The organism is Streptomyces alanosinicus, from assembly GCF_014650595.1.
Classification (GTDB): Bacteria; Actinomycetota; Actinomycetes; order Streptomycetales; family Streptomycetaceae; genus Streptomyces; species Streptomyces alanosinicus.
This window is the reverse complement of the sequence record NZ_BMVG01000003.1, coordinates 422,097-439,351: the sequence shown is the minus strand read 5'-3', so window position 1 is coordinate 439,351 and position 17,255 is coordinate 422,097. Positions and strand designations below refer to the sequence as shown.

Here is a 17,255-nt window from a genome sequence, read left to right as displayed (position 1 = left end):
TCCCGGATCTCAACCGCACTTGTGCTCCAGAGGAATCGCATGCAGACGCCCCACCCCTTCCTCCACCGGGCGGCCTCCGCCCGCCCCTACTTCAGCGCCGACGCCGAGACCTACCTCACCCCGACCCCGCTGCGCGACATCGAGAAGTCCGAGCCCCTGCGCGTACTGTCCGAGGCGGACCTCGCCTTCTGGCAGTCGTACGGCTATGTCGTCGTCCGCGAGGCCATCACCCCCGGCGAGGCCAAGCAACTCCTGGACTTCGCCTGGCAGTTCCAGGACCTCGACCCGGACCGCCCCGACACCTGGTACGAGCAGCCGGAGTTCCGCTCCGAACTCGACCAGCACCTGTTCATCTACGGCTTCGTCGAGGCCTACCACCATCAACTCCTGTGGGACAGCCGCCAGACCCAGCGGGTCTACGACGCCTTCGTGGACGTCTGGGACTGCCCGCAGCTGTGGGTCACCCTGGACCGGCTCAACCTCAACCCGCCGAACATACGCACCCGTTCGCGCTCCCTGATCGAGCCCACCGACGAGGGCTTCGACATCGAACTGCACTGGGACGTCGACACCACCCTCGCCGTCCTCCCGCAGCGCGTCCAGGGCATCATCGCCCTGAACGACACCCGGCCCGAACTGGGCGGCTTCCAGTGCGCCCCGGAACTCTTCCGCCGCTTCGAGGAGTGGCGCATCACCCGGCCGCCCGGCCGCGACCCCGTCCGCCCCGGCGCCGACCGCGCCGAGTTCCCGGTGATCCGCCCCGACCTCCAGGCCGGTGACCTGCTCATCTTCAACGGGATGCTGGCGCACGGCGTGGCACCGAACCTCTCTGACAACGGTGTCCGAGCCGTCCAGTACCTGTCGATGATGCCCGCGCTGGAGGAGCACACCGCGCTGCGCGACTCCCGCGTCACCTCCTGGCGCACCCTCGCGACCCCCGAGTGGAACGCCACCCTCCTCGGCGACGCCCGCGAGCCCGAGGCCGACCGCTACGGACCGGCCACGCTCACCCCGCTCGGCCGCAGGCTGCTCGGACTGGACTCCTGGGCCACCGCGGAAGAGGCACAGTGAACCGGATCTGCCTGTGCCTGCCCACCAACCGGGCCTGCTCCGCCACGCTCACCGCGATCCACGCCGAAGCCGCCTATGCCGCCCGGCACTTCGGCGCCGACGTCCAGCTGCTCATCCTCGACTCCTCCGGCGAGCGCACCCGTGTCGCACACGCCCGGGTCCTCGCCGCCCTGCCCCCGGCCCGCCACGTCACCGTCCACCACCTCGACGAGGACGCGCAGCGGGACGTCCTGCGCCGGGCCGTCGAGCAGGCCGGGCTGCCCGAGCCCGACCGGCTGGTCCGTCTCATGCTGCCGCCCGCCGTCTCCTACGGCGCCTGCACCAACCGCGCCTTCCTGCTGGCGGCCGCCCTCGGCTGTACCTCGGTGCACCGCCGCGACTCCGACAGCTCCTACCAACTCCACGCCGGACAACCGGTGTTCCCCATCCACCATGAACTGCCCTGGCTGGGCAGGCCCGCCGCCGAGGCCACCGGCACGGTCACCCGCACCGAGCTCGCCCTGAACCTGCTGCACCGTCCGGTCTCCCTCGCCGGCGCCTCCTTCATCGGCGAACTCTCCGTCGACATCGGGGAGATGCGACGACTGGACGAAGGCGTCTACAGGGACGTCGTCGGCCTCTGGGCGCCGGGCGACTGGCCGGAGGAGCGCCGACGCGACCTGGTCGGGGAATCCTTCACCGGCGCGGGCACGGCCCCCTTCACCGGCGACCACTCCACCCTCACCCTGGTCGACCCCATGCGCGTCGACATGTGCAACATCGCCTTCGACCGCGCGGTGTACGAACGGATCCCGCTGCCGCCCGCCACCGACACCATCGGCAGCGACTACTTCCTCCTCCACCTGGTGCACGACGCCCGCCTGCCCGGCATCCTGCACAACCGCCACATCGAGAACTTCCACACCCCCGAACGCCGCAGCGACACCGGGTTCCCGGCCTATCAGCGGCGGTTCGTGAAGTTCCTGCTGTCGATGCTCTACTTCCACGACGTCTACGACCGCATGGCGGCCGAGGGCGACCGGCTCCTCGACGACCGGCAGCAGGTCCGCCCCGACCGCATCGTCGGGTTCCTGCGGGACAGCACCGCCCTGGACCGCACGGAGAACGTCTGGCGCCTGGACCGGATCGACACCGCCTACCGCAAACTGGGCGGACGGTACGCGGCGTTCGCCGAGCAACTGGCAGAAGAACGCGCGCAGTTGCTCGATGAGGCCGCATCCGACATCGAGGACTTCGCCCACCTGGCCGACGTCTGGCCGGCACTCATCGAAGCGGCCCGCACATGAACGCCCGCAAAGGGCGCGAGCCCCTGGCCGCGGCCGAAACCGACCGCATCGTCTACGACCTCACCGGCATCGAGCACCAATACGACACCCTGCTCCGCGAGTTGCCCGGAATCGACATCCGCTTCGCGCTCAAGTCCTGCCCCGTCGACGACGTCCTGCACTGCCTGGCCGCCCGCGGAGCGGGATTCGACGCCGCCGGCCCCGCCGAGATCGCGCAGGCGCTCCACGCCGGCGCCCCCGCCGGCCTCGTCCACTACGGCAACACCATCAAGTCCGACCAGGACATCGCCGCGGCCCACCGCCTGGGTGTCCGCACCTTCGCCACCGACAGCGTCGAGGACGTCACCGCCATCGCCGCGCACGCGCCCCGCGCCCGGGTGTTCTGCCGCCTCGCCACCAGCGGGGACGGCGCCCTGTGGGGCCTGAACCGCAAGTTCGGCTGCGCGCCCGAGGACGCCGTCCGGGTGCTGGCCACGGCCCGCGCGGCCGGTCTCACCCCGGCCGGCCTGTCCGTGCACGTCGGCTCCCAGCAGATGACCACGGAGGGCTGGCAGCAGGCCCTCGACACCCTCGCCGAGACCCTGACGGCGCTGGCCGGGCGGGGGATCGTACTCGACCATGTGAACCTCGGCGGCGGTCTGCCCGCGCTCGGCTACCAGGACCGCCACGGCAACCCCCTCGACCCACCCCTCGACAAGATCTTCACCGTGCTCCGCGAGGGCATGGACCACCTGCGCGGCCTCTCACCCGCCCCGCTGGCCTTCGTCATGGAACCGGGCCGCCATCTGGTCGCCGACCACGGCGCCGTCCGCGCCCATGTCGCCCGGCTGACCCGGCGCCGGCAGCCGGACGGAACCGATGTCCACTGGCTCTACCTGAGCTGCGGGAAGTTCAACGGGCTCTATGAAATGGACCAGTTGACACACCGGATGGTCTTCCCCGGCCATCTCGACGCGGCGGAACACGTCCGGGCCGTCGTCGCCGGCCCCAGCTGCGACAGCGACGACGCCTACGGCGAGGGCCGCCACACGGTCCGCGTCCCGGCGAGCGTCACCTCCGGCGACCCGGTCTGGATCCTCTCCGCCGGCGCCTACGCCACCAGCTATATGACCCAGGGGTTCAACGGCATCCGCCCGCTGCCGTGCGTCTGCGTACGCGGCCAGGAAGGACAGCACTGACATGAGCGACCACATCCGGGGCCTCACCGAGGCCGACTGGCCCCAGGTCGCGGCCCTGGAGGCCGAGGCGTACGCGGACACCTCGCTCACCGAGGGCGAGGCCGGCCTGCGGTCCCGGGCCGCGGCGGGCACCTGCTTCGTCCTGGACCGCGGCGGCCGGATCACGGGCTATGTACTGGCCCTGCCCTACCCGAGGTTCCGCTGCCCCGACCTGAACCGGCCCGAGCGGGCCGTCCACCGCTCCGCCGCCAACCTCCATCTGCACGACCTGGTCGTCACCGCGCCGCTGCGGCGCACAGGGCTCGGCAGCCGCCTGGTCCACCACCTGACCGACGTGGCCCGCGTCCGCGGCTTCGCGACCATGTCGCTGATCGCGGTCGCCGGCAAGGAGCCCTTCTGGCGCACCAACGGCTACCGGCCCCACCACGAGGCCCGGTTGCCGGCCGGTTACGGCGACGGCGCGGTGTACATGTCGGCGCAGGTGGCCGCCGTACGGAAGGCGAGCCGATGACCATCGCACCCGATCCCGCCGGCTTCCGCCGGGCCAAGTGGTCGATCGCCGCGCTCTTCTGCTTCCTCGGCTTCCAGTACGGCACCTGGGTCTCCCGCCTCCCCGCGCTGAAGACCCGGCTGGATCTGGGAGCCGGGGAGGTGGGCCTGCTGCTGATGGCCTGCGGGGCCGGCGCGGCGGCCTCCTTCCCGCTCGTCGCCGCCCTGATGCGGCGCCTCGGCTCCCGGCGGCTGTCGCTGGCCTCGGCCGGGTGCCTGATCGCCGTCCTCGCGGCCCTGTCCGCCGTCCCGGACTATCCGCTCGCCCTGCTCGCCGTGTGCGCCGACGGAGTCGCGGTCGGCTGCCTCAACGTCGCCATGAACGCGCAGGGGGCCGCGCTGGAGAAGGCGTACGACCGCACCGCCATGTCCCAGCTGCACGCCACCTTCAGCGCGGGACTGCTCGCCGCCGCGCTGCTCAGCTCCGGTGTGACCGGCCTGACCGCGTCCGTCCCGGCGCACTTCACCGTGGCCGGGGCCCTGTTGCTGCTCCTGCTCGCGGGCGCCCGCCCCGGCCTCATGACCCACAGCGAACCGGACAAGCCCAACGAGCCGAAAAACAGGGGCAGTTGGAGCCTGCCCTCCTGGACGACCCTGCTGCTGGGCTGCGCCATGGCCTTCGGCACGATCACCGAGGGCGCCATGAACGACTGGTCGACGCTCTATCTGAAGGACGTCGTCAGGGCGTCGGCGTCCGTCGCGCCCCTCGGTATCGCGGTCGTCTCCGTGATGATGCTGCTGGCCCGGCTCCGCGCCGACCGCTGGCGCACCCGCTTCGGCGACGGCCCGGTGGTCCGCGCCGGCAGCGCGGTGGCCGCCGCCGGACTGGCCCTCGCCCTCGCGGCCGGCGGGGTGGTCCCGACGCTCCTCGGCTTCGCCTGCGTCGGTCTCGGCGCGGCCGCCGTCACCCCCTGCGTCTACGTCGCGGCCGCCGGCCATGGTTCCGACGCCCTGGCCCTGGTCGCCGCGATGGGCACCACGGGCCTGCTGGCGGGCCCCGCCCTGATCGGCTTCGTGGCGAGCGCGACGAATCTGACCCTGGGCATGACCACGGTCGCCGTCTCGGCCCTCGTCGTCACACTGACCGCGTTCCGGATCCCCTGGGCCGGCCGCGCCCCCGTGCCGGCCGCCGCCGGGGCTTCGTCAGCGGCCCATGAGAACGCGTAGGGCCCGAGTGGGCGGCGGGCTCACGGAACCGTGCAGTACCCCGGCGCCGCGCGCCTGTACCGCGTCCGCGGTGAGCAGTTCGATCTCGACCAGCGCGCGCACCAGCCGCCGGCCGGGAGCGGGGATCAGGTCGGGCAGTTCCAGGGCGGCCCTCAAGGAGGCGCGGGCGGCGGTGACTTGGTCGTTCACGAGTGCCTCCAGGTCCGCGCCGCCGCGGCCGGCCGCCAGTTCGGCCGCGCCGAGCGAGAAGCGCTCCAGCGTCGCCGCAGGGATGCCCATGCGCCCTTCCCGCAGGTCCTCGGCGAGGTCGTTGACGAAGTCGAGCCGCTGGCTGCCGTCGATGAAGGTCCGGCATGCGGCCCGGTACGCGGCGTCGTCGCCCTCCGGCCCGAGCAGGTCCGCGATCAGCATGAAGGCGGGGAACGAGTAGGCGTCCACATAGGTCTGGTACTCCGCCTCGGTGGCGAAGCCGGCGAAGTGCAGTTCGGCCGTGGCGGTCGACAGATAGGCCGCCACGGTCTCGCGCAGCCGCGGCCGGGCGGACACGGTGTGCGCGAGCGTGCGCAGCAGCGGGATGTCGCTCGTCCCGGTCTCCAGCGCCTTGCGCACCTGCCGTTCCCAGTCGGCCCACGCCGCCTCGCGCCGGGGCAGCGGACCGGTGTCCAGGAGGTTGTCCCCGTGATGCATCACGGCGGTCATCGCCACCACGTGCGCCAGCGCCGGCCCCCGCAGCAGCAGCCTGACGGCCAGGTACGCGGTGCGCCGGTACCGCCGTACCAGCTGCCGCTGCCGGTCGTAGTCCGTACGCAACCCGGGCTCCCGGACACCGGCCGCGTCCAGGCTCTTCGTCCACGCTCGCATGAGCCGATCGTAGAGCGAGCCGGCGGCGTCACCGAACGGCGATCACATTGGTGGCCTTCTCGCCGACGACGTCGAACAGGACCCGCTGCCCCTCGCGCGTGGTCTGCGTCTCCATCCCGGAGAACGGGCGTACTTCGCCGTCCTCGCCGGTGATGATGCCCAAGCAGTCCGCGTCGTTGTACACGGCGATCCTTCCGAGCGGCATCGTCCTGTCCTCCGTGGGTCGGTCGTGAAGCTCCTGATGTCCCCCGGTGAGCAGAGCATCACCCGCCGTGTCGAAGGGTGGGAAGAGGCATACGGCGCGTCGGCCAGTGTTTGACCGGAAGTCAACAGCCTTCCGTCACCGGCCTCGCAGTCCCTCGGCGAACTGCCGCGCCGCCTGGAGGTCACTCCGGTCGGGCCGTCCCTTACGGATGCCGCCGACCGGCTTGAACGGGGCCCAGGTGTCGAAGGCACGGCAGGAGAACGTGCCCGCCGTCTTGAAGCCCTTGTCCTGAAGGGCGCGCAGCAGCGGCTCGAATCGGACCCCCGGAAGGCCGCTGGTCGCGAAGACGAACGCGCTGCCGTGCGCCCCCGGCAGGGCGGAGACGAATCGGAGGAGGTCGGGATGGAACCTCCGGTTGAAGATCCCGGAGCCGAAGCCGATCAGGTCGTAGTCGCCCAGTTCGGCGAGCTCGACCTGGTCCGGCTCGACCACCTTCGCCCCCAGCACCTCCGCCATCGCCTCCGCGACCCGTCGGGTGTTGCCGTGTGACACCGACGTGCAGATGATCAGAGTCCTCGTCATGCCGTTCCTCCCGTGTACGCGAGTGCCGCGTTCCGTCCACAGGACACGGCAGCCGCCAAAAACGTGACACCGGGCCCGTGTGGCCCGGGTCACGCGGCTCGGGACCGGCCGTCAGGCGCGGCAGCGGAGCATGGCCAGCGGCGGGTTGCCGTAGAAGTCGGCCCAGAATTCCTGACCGAATTTCTCCACCCCGGCCGGCGAGATCTCCAGCGGCACCCACTCGATACCGGTGAACCCGGCCGCCTGAAGACATGTCTCGTACGTCGTGCGGCTCGGCGGGATCGCCGTGAACGTGACCGGGTGACCGTCGATCAGGGCGGTGACCCTGACCGGCGTCCCCACGGGCGAGGACTCGCCGGTGGCTTCACAGCGGAATCCGTACTTGTCCAGCGGCGGACCGTCGAACCGGTACGCCGGGTTCTGTGCGAACACGTACAGCGGGGCGCCCTCGTCGAGGAGGGCGTGGATGTTGCGGCACATCAGCTCGATCGTGGCCACATCCTCGGCGTAGTTGAACAGCTGAACCGCTACGCCGATGTCGAAACGGGTCGCCGAGCCGGTCAGGTCCGCCACGCCTGCGACGTCGCCGACCGCGTACCGCACCCCCAGCGGAGCCGCCTCTTCCAGCTTCTCGCCGACAGCGATCATCTCGGGGGACACGTCGACGGCGAAGACATCGGACGCCCCGCGCCGCTTGAACTCCCGTGCGTAGAAGCCCGTACCGGCCCCCAGGTCGATCACCGACTTCCCGGCGACGTCCCCGACCATGGCCAGAAAGCCGGGCACCTCCCCGTACCGCGCCAGCGGCAGGGCCTTGAAGCCCTCGAACGCTTCCCCGATCCGGTCGTACTGTTGCTGTGCGTCAGCCATGGAATGCTCCCCTCGTTGTGCCTGGCAGTCTCTACGGATCCGGGCGGCAGGCCGTATTGGCATAAACCACAAAAGATCAGCCGTCTGTCCAGATCTGCGTACGAGACAAGCCCGCGGTGGGAGCGGCCGCAGCCCCCGCCACAGGGGCAGGGGTTGCGGATCGTGCGTCACTGGCCGGGGTAGTCCGGGTCGTCCTCCAGGTCGGGGAGGTCGCGGTGCCCCTCGGACCAGTGATTGACCCAGCCGCACAGGGCACAGCAGTAGCGGCCGTTCAGGCCGTGGATCTCCGCGCCGCACTTCTGGCACTCGGTGCGGGTGATCTCGGACGTGTCGGGTGCCCTCATACCCCGAAGGGTACGCACCGGTCGCAGGTCTGCCGGCGGTGAGGATTCCTAGATGTCGCGGAAGGTCTCGATCTGCGCCCCGATCGAGTTCAGGCGCTCGGCGAGGTCCTCGTAACCCCGGTTGATGACATAGACGTTGCGCAGCACCGACGTGCCCTCGGCCGCCATCATCGCGAGCAGGACGACCACGGCGGGGCGCAGGGCCGGCGGGCACATCATCTCGGCGGCGCGCCAGCGGGTCGGGCCCTCGACCAGGACCCGGTGCGGGTCCAGGAGCTGGAGGCGGCCGCCGAGGCGGTTGAGGTCCGTGAGGTAGATCGCGCGGTTGTCGTAGACCCAGTCGTGGATGAGGGTCTTGCCCTGCGCGACCGCCGCGATGGCCGCGAAGAACGGGACGTTGTCGATGTTCAGGCCCGGGAAGGGCATCGGGTGGATCTTGTCGATGGGCGCTTCGAGCTTGGAGGGGCGGACCGTGAGGTCCACCAGGCGCGTACGGCCGTTGTCCGCGCAGTACTCCGGGCTGCGGTCGTGGTCGAGGCCCATCTCCTCCAGGACCGCCAGCTCGATCTCCAGGAACTCGATGGGGACGCGGCGGACGGTGAGTTCCGACTCTGTGACCACGGCGGCGGCCAGCAGGCTCATCGCCTCGACCGGGTCCTCGGAGGGGGAGTAGTCGACGTCGACGTCGATGTTCGGCACGCCGTGCACGGTGAGCGTGGTGGTGCCGATGCCCTCGACCTTGACCCCCAGCGTCTCCAGGAAGAAGCACAGGTCCTGGACCATGTAGTTGGAGGAGGCGTTGCGGATGACCGTGACGCCGTCGTGCCGGGCGGCGGCCAGCAGCGCGTTCTCGGTCACGGTGTCGCCGCGCTCGGTCAGCACGATCGGGCGGTCGGGGCGGACCGTGCGGTCGACCTGCGCGTGGTACTGCCCTTCGGTGGCCGCGATGTCCAGGCCGAACCGGCGCAGCGCGATCATGTGCGGCTCGATGGTCCGCGTGCCGAGGTCACAGCCGCCGGCGTACGGCAGCTTGAAGGTGTCCATGCGGTGCAGCAGCGGGCCCAGGAACATGATGATCGAGCGGGTGCGTACGGCGGCCTCCGCGTCGATCGCCGCCATCTCCAGCTCGGCGGGCGGCACCAGCTCCAGGTCGATGCCGTCGTTGATCCAGCGGGTGCGCACGCCGATGGAGTTGAGCACCTCCAGCAGGCGATAGACCTCCTCGATCCGCGCGACCCGGCGCAGCACGGTGCGGCCCTTGTTGAGCAGCGAGGCGCACAGCAGCGCCACGCAGGCGTTCTTGCTGGTCTTCACATCGATGGCGCCGGACAGCCGGCGACCGCCGACGACTCGCAGATGCATCGGACCCGCGTACCCCAGCGACACGATCTCGCTGTCCAGGGCCTCTCCGATCCGGGCGATCATCTCAAGGCTGATGTTCTGGTTGCCGCGCTCGATGCGGTTGACCGCGCTCTGGCTGGTGCCGAGCGCCTCCGCGAGCTGCGTCTGAGTCCAGCCTCGGTGTTGCCGGGCGTCACGGATGAGCTTGCCGATGCGTACGAGGTAGTCGTCTGCCATGAGGCTGAGGCTATCTCAGATATGAGATGGCACCCGCCAGGGGGGTCCATTCGGGTGATGTGTCGTGTCGATGGTATCCGGCCACTTATGCCCGAATTGAGCATAGGGGGCGTGGCGGCACCAAGTCGCCGTGGTCTTGCGGGACTTCGTGCCGCGTCGAGCCGGTCCGCCCGTGCGTCGGGCGCGTTGAGCGGACATTCATCGCGCGTTTATCGAGGTGCTCTGAACTGCTCGGGAGACGAAGGGGGCGGCCGATGGCCGGCACTGTCCCTGGAGGGCCCGACGCGCGGCCGCCTCGCGGGCGGCCCGTCCTCGACGGCGCGTTCGCCCTCCTGGAAGCACTCGCGGCACATGACGAGGACTTGGGCCTGACACGCTTGGCGGCGTGCGCGGGTCTGCCCAAGACCACCGCGCACCGGCTCCTCGACCAACTGGTCACGCTCGGTGCCGTCCAGCGCCGGGCCGGGCGCTACCGCGTCGGGCCCCTCGCCTTCCGGCTGGGTCAGTGCTGGCAGCCCGCCCAGCTGCTGCGCACCGCGGCGGCCCAGCCGCTGCGCCGGCTCACCGTCGAGTACGCCCGCGTGGGCCTGAGCGTGGCCGTGCCGGACGACGGCGGTCCGCTGCTCGTCGCGGGGATACGCGGCGAGGTGGACGAGCTGTTCACGCTGCGGGCCGGCGCGGTCCTGCCGCCGGGCACCGCCCCGGAAGTCCTCTTCGCGCCCGCCGCGCCACCGCCGGGACTGTCGGGCCGTGCCTGGTCCCGCCGGGTCGCGCTGGCCCGGGACCAGGGCGTGGCCTATGACCACGAGGAGTGCGTCCCCGGCCTGTTCTGTGTCGCGGCGCCCGTGCGCGGCCCGTCTGGCAACGTTGTCGCCGCGATCAACGCCACCGTCCTCGACCCGCGCCGGCTCCCCCCGCTCGCCGAGGCCCTGCGCCGCGCGGCGGTCCTGGTCGGCACCCAACTGGCCCGGCTCCCCGCTCCCGGCACGGCAACGGGTGCACCGACGGGCACAGCGACAGGCGCACCGACGAGCATGCCGGAGTGACGCGCCACCGGCGCCGCACCCCCGCCCGCGCATGACCATCGCGCGCCCATGTACTAGAGTTATCTCGACATCGAGATATCTGCCAGGCGCACCGCAGCCCGTCACCCACTAAGGGTTACCTAACTTAGCCTTACCTTAGCGGATTGGCCAGACCGGGGTGACGGCACGATTGACGGTGGTACGCGCACATCAATGAAGGAGACTGTCGTGTCGGCGAACAGCTTCGACGCCCGCAGCACGCTGCAGGTGGGCGACGAGTCGTACGAGATCTTCCGGCTGGACAAGGTGGAGGGCTCGGCCCGCCTGCCGTACAGCCTCAAGGTCCTGCTGGAGAACCTGCTCCGCACGGAGGACGGCGCGAACATCACCGCCGACCACATCCGCGCCCTCGGGAGCTGGGACTCCCAGGCCCAGCCCAGCCAGGAGATCCAGTTCACGCCGGCCCGCGTGATCATGCAGGACTTCACCGGCGTGCCCTGTGTCGTGGACCTCGCGACCATGCGTGAGGCCGTGAAGGCCCTCGGCGGCGACCCGGCGAAGATCAACCCGCTGTCCCCGGCCGAGATGGTCATCGACCACTCCGTCATCGCCGACAAGTTCGGCACGAGCGACGCCTTCAAGCAGAACGTCGACCTCGAATACGGCCGCAACAAGGAGCGCTACCAGTTCCTGCGCTGGGGCCAGACCGCGTTCGACGACTTCAAGGTCGTCCCGCCGGGCACCGGCATCGTGCACCAGGTCAACATCGAGAAGCTGGCCCGTACGGTCATGGTCCGCGGTGGCCAGGCCTACCCGGACACCCTGGTCGGCACCGACTCGCACACCACGATGGTCAACGGCCTGGGCGTGCTCGGCTGGGGCGTCGGCGGTATCGAGGCCGAGGCCGCCATGCTCGGCCAGCCGGTCTCGATGCTCATCCCGCGGGTCGTCGGCTTCAAGCTGACCGGCGAGCTGCCGGCCGGCACCACCGCCACCGACCTCGTGCTCACGATCACCGAGATGCTGCGCAAGCACGGTGTCGTCGGCAAGTTCGTCGAGTTCTACGGTGAGGGCGTCGCCGCCACGTCCCTCGCGAACCGCGCCACCATCGGCAACATGTCGCCGGAGTTCGGCTCCACCGCCGCGATCTTCCCGATCGACGACGAGACGCTGAACTACCTGCGCCTGACCGGCCGCGACGCCCAGCAGGTCGCGCTGGTCGAGGCGTACGCCAAGGAGCAGGGCCTCTGGCTGGACCCGGCCGCCGAGCCGGACTTCTCCGAGAAGCTGGAGCTCGACCTCTCCACGGTCGTCCCCTCCATCGCCGGCCCGAAGCGCCCGCAGGACCGCATCGTCCTCGCGAACGCCGCCCAGCAGTTCGCGCTCGACGTCCGCAACTACGTCGACACCGCCGACGAGGCCGGCAAGGAGTCCTTCCCGGCCTCCGACGCCCCGGCCACCACCAACGGCGTTCCGTCGAACCCGGTCACCGTGACCGCCCCCGACGGTTCGACGTACGAGATCGACCACGGCGCCGTCACCGTCGCCGCGATCACGTCCTGCACCAACACCTCGAACCCGTATGTGATGGTGGCCGCGGCCCTCGTCGCGAAGAAGGCGGTCGAGAAGGGCCTGACCCGCAAGCCGTGGGTCAAGACCACCCTCGCCCCGGGCTCGAAGGTCGTCACCGACTACTTCGACAAGTCGGGTCTGACCCCGTACCTCGACAAGGTCGGCTTCAACCTCGTCGGCTACGGCTGCACCACCTGCATCGGCAACTCGGGCCCGCTGCCCGAGGAGGTCTCGAAGGCCGTCAACGACCACGACCTCGCGGTCACCTCGGTCCTCTCCGGCAACCGGAACTTCGAGGGCCGTATCAACCCCGACGTCAAGATGAACTACCTGGCCTCCCCGCCGCTGGTCGTCGCGTACGCCATCGCCGGTTCGATGAAGGTGGACATCACGCGCGACGCCCTGGGCACCGACCAGGACGGCAAGCCGGTCTTCCTCTCCGACATCTGGCCGTCGGAGGCCGAGGTCAACGACGTCGTCGCCAACGCCATCGGCGAGGACATGTTCTCGAAGTCGTACGCGGACGTGTTCGCCGGTGACGCCCAGTGGCAGGCCCTCTCGGTCCCCACCGGCAACACCTTCGAGTGGGACAGCGAGTCGACCTACGTCCGCAAGCCCCCGTACTTCGAGGGCATGCAGATGGAGCCGGCCCCGGTCCAGGACATCGCGGGCGCCCGCGTCCTCGCCAAGCTCGGCGACTCGGTCACCACCGACCACATCTCCCCGGCCGGTGCGATCAAGGCCGACACCCCGGCGGGCACGTACCTGTCGGAGCACGGCGTCGAGCGCCGCGACTTCAACTCGTACGGTTCCCGTCGCGGTAACCACGAGGTCATGATCCGCGGCACGTTCGCCAACATCCGCCTGCGCAACCAGATCGCGCCGGGCACCGAGGGGGGCTACACCCGCGACTTCACCCAGGCCGACGCCCCGGTGTCGTTCATCTACGACGCCTCGCAGAACTACCAGGCCGCCGGCACCCCGCTGGTCATCCTGGGCGGCAAGGAGTACGGCTCCGGTTCGTCCCGTGACTGGGCCGCCAAGGGCACCGCGCTCCTCGGCGTCAAGGCCGTCATCACCGAGTCGTACGAGCGCATCCACCGCTCGAACCTCATCGGCATGGGCGTCCTGCCGCTGCAGTTCCCGGCGGGCCAGTCGGCCGACTCGCTCGGCCTGACCGGCGAGGAGACCTTCTCGATCTCCGGCGTGACCGAGCTCAACGACGGCACCACGCCGAGCACGGTCAAGGTCACCACCGACACGGGCGTCGAGTTCGACGCGGTCGTCCGCATCGACACCCCCGGTGAGGCCGACTACTACCGCAACGGCGGCATCATGCAGTACGTGCTGCGCAACCTGATCCGCAAGTAAGCGGCACCGCGGCACCGCAGATCCCGAGGGCCGCATCCCCGTCAGCCGGGGGTGCGGCCCTCCGCCATGCCGTGACCAGGTCATCCCCCCCGGCTCAGGTGGGACACAGCCTTCCCCCAGCGGACCGGCACAGGATTGCTCCATGTCTGGCGCTCCCGGTCCCGCACCGGCCACCTTCGCCCACCGACCGTCCCGGCCCGGGCGCCGCTCGGCATGCCGTCGAGGCCGCACAGGCCGGCGCCGGGCAGGGTGCCGACCAGCGCGCGAAGAGGAACACCGTGCTGACTCGCCGTCTCCTGCCCCGCACCGGGCCCGCACCCCGCACCGCCGTGCACCCCGCACCCGCCGTGCACCCCGCCCCCTGCGCACCCGCCTGCCGCTCCTGCTCACCGCGATCCTCGTCTGCGTCGGCGGCGGGCTCGGGCTCACCATCGCCCTCGCTCAACGCGCCTGTCTGACAGTCGAGTTGGACGGTCGGGTGAACGACGCCGCCGAGCACGGGATGACCGGTGCCGCCAGCCACCCCGAACGACCCGCCGACCTCACCTTCCTCGGCACCGGCGGTCATCCCGCCGGACTGCTCGCCGCCCGGTTCGACACCGGCGGCGAGGTGCCGGCCGGTGCGGTCGTCCGCCGGGACGACAGCCCCCGCGCGCTCACCGCACCCCAGCGCTCCGCCCTCACCGGCGTCCCCGACGACGGCGCGGCCCACACCCGCACCGTCCCCGGCCTCGGCGTCCACCGCGCGCGCATCCTCACTCCGCCAGGAGCGCGTCCAGGTCCGGCACCGTCAGTTCGGCCCAGATCACCTTGCCCTGCGGGGTGTACCGGGTGCCCCAGCGCTCGGCCAGCTGGGAGACCAGGAACAGGCCCCGGCCGCCCTCGTCGGTCGTCGCCGCGTAGCGCAGATGCGGGGAGGTGCTGCTGCCGTCGGCCACCTCGCAGATCAGCGAGCGGTCGTGGATCAGCCGCACATGGACCGGATCGGAGCCGTAGCGGATGGCGTTGGTGATCAGCTCGCTCAGCACCAGTTCCATCCCGAAGCCCAGCTCGGACAGGCCCCACTCGGCCAGCTTGTCGGACACCGCGGCGCGCATCCCCGACACGGCGGCCGGATCGCGCGGCACGTCCCAGTCGGCGACCCGCTCGGCCGGCAGTGCCCGGGTGCGCGCGATCAGCAGGGCGACATCGTCCCCGGGACGCTCGGGCAGCAGCTCCTCCAGCACCGCCCGGCAGCTCTCCTCCGGCGGCCGGTCGGGGTGTCCCGCCAGCGACCGGCGCAGCAACTCCATGCCGACGTCCAGATCGCGCGAGCGGTCCTCGATCAGGCCGTCGGTGTACAGCACGAGCTGGCTGCCCTCCGCCAGCTCGAACTCCGCCGACTGGAACGGCATACCGCCGAGGCCGAGCGGCGGCCCGGCCGGCAGATCGGGGAAGACGACGCTGCCCTCGGGCGAGACCAGCGCGGGCGCGAGATGCCCGGCACGGGCCATCACACAGCGCCGCGTCACCGGGTCGTAGATCCCGTACAGGCAGGTCGCGCCCACGATCTCGTCGGCCGTCTCGGGGCAGGCCTCGTCCTGGTCGATGCGGCCGACCAGGTCGTCCAGATGGCTCAGCAGCTCGTCGGGCGGCAGGTCGAGGGTGGAGAAGTTGTGCACCGCGGTCCGCAGCCGGCCCATTGTCGCGGCGGCGTGCAGCCCGTGCCCGACCACGTCGCCGACGGCCAGCGCCACCCGGCTGCCCGGCAGCGGGATCACATCGAACCAGTCGCCGCTGACACCCGACTGGGCGGGCAGATAGCGGTAGGCCACGTCGAGGGCGCTCTGCGCGGGCAGCGCCCTCGGCAGCAGGCTGCGCTGCAGCGTCACGGCCAGGGCGTGCTCGCGGGTGTACCGGCGGGCGTTGTCGATGCTGACCGCGGCGCGGGCCACCAGCTCCTCCGCCAGCGACAGCTCCTCCATGTCGAAGGGCTCCCGCTTGGAACGCCAGAAGTTGGCGATGCCCAGCACGGTGCCGCGGGCCTGGATGGGGGCGGAGATCAGCGAGTGGATGCCGTAGTCCAGGATCTGCCGGGCGCGCTGCGGATCCTGCTCGGTCCAGCCGTCGGCGGTCGACAGATCGGTCACCAGCTCGGAGCGGCCGGCGCTGTAGCCGCGGGCCTGCGGGGTGGAGGGCAGGAAGTCGATCAGCCGCCCCTTCTCGTACAGCGGGTGATCGTCCCGGATGCCGCCGACCGCGACGCGCCGCATGTCCGTCGCCGTGGGGGCCGGTTCCTCGCCGTGCAGCACGGCGTCGGCCAGGTCCACGGTGACGAAGTCGGCGAACCGGGGGACGGCGACCCGGGTCAGTTCGTCGGCCGTCTGGACCACGTCGAGGCTGCTGCCGATGCCCAGGCCCGCGTCGTACAGCAGCTCCAGGCGCTCCCGGGTCACCTCCGCCCGGCCGGAGACGGCCTGCAGCTCGGTGCAGTCGCGCAGCGTCACCACGGCCGCGCAGGGACCCGCCGCCTGATGTGTGTGCCGCTGGTTGACCGCCAGCAGCCGTCCGCCGGCGAAGTGCACCTCGTCGGAGGCCTCGCGCCCGGAGACCAGCAGGTCCACGGTCGCGGGGTCGAGGCCCGCCAGCTCCCGCACCGTGTGCCCCTCGGCGTCGGGCGGCAGCTCCAGCAGCCGTGCCGCCTCGTCGTTGACCAGCAGTAGCCGTCCGTCCTCGCCGATGATGAGCACACCCTCACGCACCGAGTGCAGCACCGTGTCGTGGTGCTCGTACATACGGGTCATCTCGTCCGGGGCCAGGCTGTGCGTCTGCCGCCGCAGCCGCCGGCCCACCAGCGCCGTGCCGCCGGTCGACACCACGAGCGCGCCGGCCCCGGCGGCCACGATGATCGGCAGCTGCCGGTCCACCTCACTGGTCACGTTCTTCACCTTGAGCCCGGCCGAGACGAGCGCGGTGACCTTGCCGTGTTCGTCGTAGACGGGCACGGTCGCCTGTTCCTCGTGGCCGAGCGGCCCGTGGACCGTCTCGGTGTAGATCTTCCCGGCCAGTGACGGTCCGATCCGGCCCACGAACCGGTGCCCGATCTTGCTCGGCATGGGGTGGGTGTAGCGGATGCCCTTGGTGTTCATGACCACGATGAAGTCGACGCCCGCGGACCTGCGGCCCGCCTCGGTCAGCGGCTGGAGCACCTTGGACGGGTCGGGGGAGCGCAGCGCCTGCAGCATGCCGGGGGAGTGCGCGAAGGTCTGCGCGACGGCGATGGACCTGCGCCGTGCCTCACTGCTGGTGTCGCGTTCCGACTGCAGGACGAGCGCGATGACGCCGCACAGCACGAGCAGCACCACAAGTGCCACTTGCAGCAGGAAAACCTGCCCGGCGACGCTGCGTGGGCTCCTGCCGGCCCTGAAGCGCCAGATGAAACGCCTGAATCGGGCGAATGCGTCCGACATGCGGTATTTGTAGCACTGGATGGCTCTGCTGCCTATGGCTGGTCCGGGGAACGGACACATTTTCGCCGCCTCGCGCTTCACGCGAGGAAACTCTCGCCCCTCAGGTCACATGCGCGGTGGGTTTGTTCCGCTGTGTGCGGACGCTCT

General features: G+C 71.0%; 14 protein-coding genes. 7 read left to right on the top strand and 7 right to left on the bottom strand.

The window, feature by feature from the left end:
* Window positions 1–39: 39 nt before the first annotated feature.
* From IE277_RS10520 to IE277_RS10500, 5 genes are read left to right on the top strand one after another with little or no spacing between them, the layout of a single operon-like run.
* Window positions 40–1,071, top strand: a complete 1,032-nt coding sequence (locus tag IE277_RS10520; protein WP_189950817.1) for a phytanoyl-CoA dioxygenase family protein — start codon at window positions 40–42, stop codon at window positions 1,069–1,071.
* Window positions 1,068–2,357 (top strand): DUF6271 family protein, encoded by a 1,290-nt coding sequence (locus IE277_RS10515; protein ID WP_189950816.1) that lies wholly within the window; start codon window positions 1,068–1,070, stop codon window positions 2,355–2,357. The genes IE277_RS10520 and IE277_RS10515 overlap by 4 nt, the downstream gene beginning before the upstream one ends.
* Window positions 2,354–3,535: a type III PLP-dependent enzyme domain-containing protein gene (locus IE277_RS10510; RefSeq protein WP_189950815.1), complete on the top strand. Its 1,182-nt coding sequence runs from the start codon at window positions 2,354–2,356 to the stop codon at window positions 3,533–3,535. The genes IE277_RS10515 and IE277_RS10510 overlap by 4 nt, the downstream gene beginning before the upstream one ends.
* A gap of 1 nt (window position 3,536) precedes the next feature.
* Complete coding sequence (locus IE277_RS10505; RefSeq protein WP_189950814.1) at window positions 3,537–4,046, top strand: GNAT family N-acetyltransferase; 510 nt, start codon at window positions 3,537–3,539, stop codon at window positions 4,044–4,046.
* Window positions 4,043–5,251 (top strand): MFS transporter, encoded by a 1,209-nt coding sequence (locus IE277_RS10500; RefSeq protein ID WP_189950813.1) that lies wholly within the window; start codon window positions 4,043–4,045, stop codon window positions 5,249–5,251. Before IE277_RS10505 ends, IE277_RS10500 begins: the two co-directional genes overlap by 4 nt.
* On the opposite strand, the gene IE277_RS10495 is transcribed toward IE277_RS10500, so the two are convergent.
* The 6 genes from IE277_RS10495 to IE277_RS10470 all read right to left on the bottom strand — a co-directional run bounded on the left by IE277_RS10495 (window position 5,228) and on the right by IE277_RS10470 (window position 9,691).
* Window positions 5,228–6,112 (bottom strand): squalene/phytoene synthase family protein, encoded by an 885-nt coding sequence (locus IE277_RS10495; RefSeq protein ID WP_189950812.1) that lies wholly within the window; start codon window positions 6,110–6,112, stop codon window positions 5,228–5,230. The two genes, IE277_RS10500 and IE277_RS10495, sit on opposite strands and share 24 nt — an antisense overlap.
* A gap of 28 nt (window positions 6,113–6,140) precedes the next feature.
* On the bottom strand, window positions 6,141–6,317 hold the full coding sequence (locus IE277_RS10490) for a S1 domain-containing protein (RefSeq protein WP_189950811.1): 177 nt from the start codon (window positions 6,315–6,317) through the stop codon (window positions 6,141–6,143).
* Window positions 6,318–6,452: 135 nt separating this feature from the next.
* Window positions 6,453–6,899: a flavodoxin family protein gene (locus IE277_RS10485; protein WP_189950810.1), complete on the bottom strand. Its 447-nt coding sequence runs from the start codon at window positions 6,897–6,899 to the stop codon at window positions 6,453–6,455.
* A gap of 111 nt (window positions 6,900–7,010) precedes the next feature.
* Window positions 7,011–7,769 (bottom strand): class I SAM-dependent methyltransferase, encoded by a 759-nt coding sequence (locus IE277_RS10480; protein WP_189950808.1) that lies wholly within the window; start codon window positions 7,767–7,769, stop codon window positions 7,011–7,013.
* 167 nt (window positions 7,770–7,936) lie between these two features.
* Window positions 7,937–8,113 (bottom strand): hypothetical protein, encoded by a 177-nt coding sequence (locus IE277_RS10475; RefSeq protein WP_189950806.1) that lies wholly within the window; start codon window positions 8,111–8,113, stop codon window positions 7,937–7,939.
* A gap of 48 nt (window positions 8,114–8,161) precedes the next feature.
* The gene (locus tag IE277_RS10470) at window positions 8,162–9,691 is read right to left on the bottom strand and encodes a helix-turn-helix domain-containing protein (protein WP_189950804.1); all 1,530 of its coding nucleotides are present in this window, start codon (window positions 9,689–9,691) and stop codon (window positions 8,162–8,164) included.
* Between the two features lie 254 nt (window positions 9,692–9,945).
* On the opposite strand from IE277_RS10470, the gene IE277_RS10465 reads away from it, so the two are divergent.
* Entirely contained in the window at window positions 9,946–10,737 is a 792-nt protein-coding gene (locus tag IE277_RS10465; RefSeq protein WP_189950802.1) for an IclR family transcriptional regulator, read from the top strand.
* Window positions 10,738–10,944: 207 nt separating this feature from the next.
* Complete coding sequence (gene acnA, locus IE277_RS10460) at window positions 10,945–13,659, top strand: aconitate hydratase AcnA (protein WP_308433367.1); 2,715 nt, start codon at window positions 10,945–10,947, stop codon at window positions 13,657–13,659.
* Window positions 13,660–14,414: 755 nt separating this feature from the next.
* On the opposite strand, the gene IE277_RS10455 is transcribed toward acnA, so the two are convergent.
* Window positions 14,415–17,108, bottom strand: a complete 2,694-nt coding sequence (locus tag IE277_RS10455) for a SpoIIE family protein phosphatase (RefSeq protein ID WP_189950798.1) — start codon at window positions 17,106–17,108, stop codon at window positions 14,415–14,417.
* Window positions 17,109–17,255 lie beyond the last annotated feature (147 nt).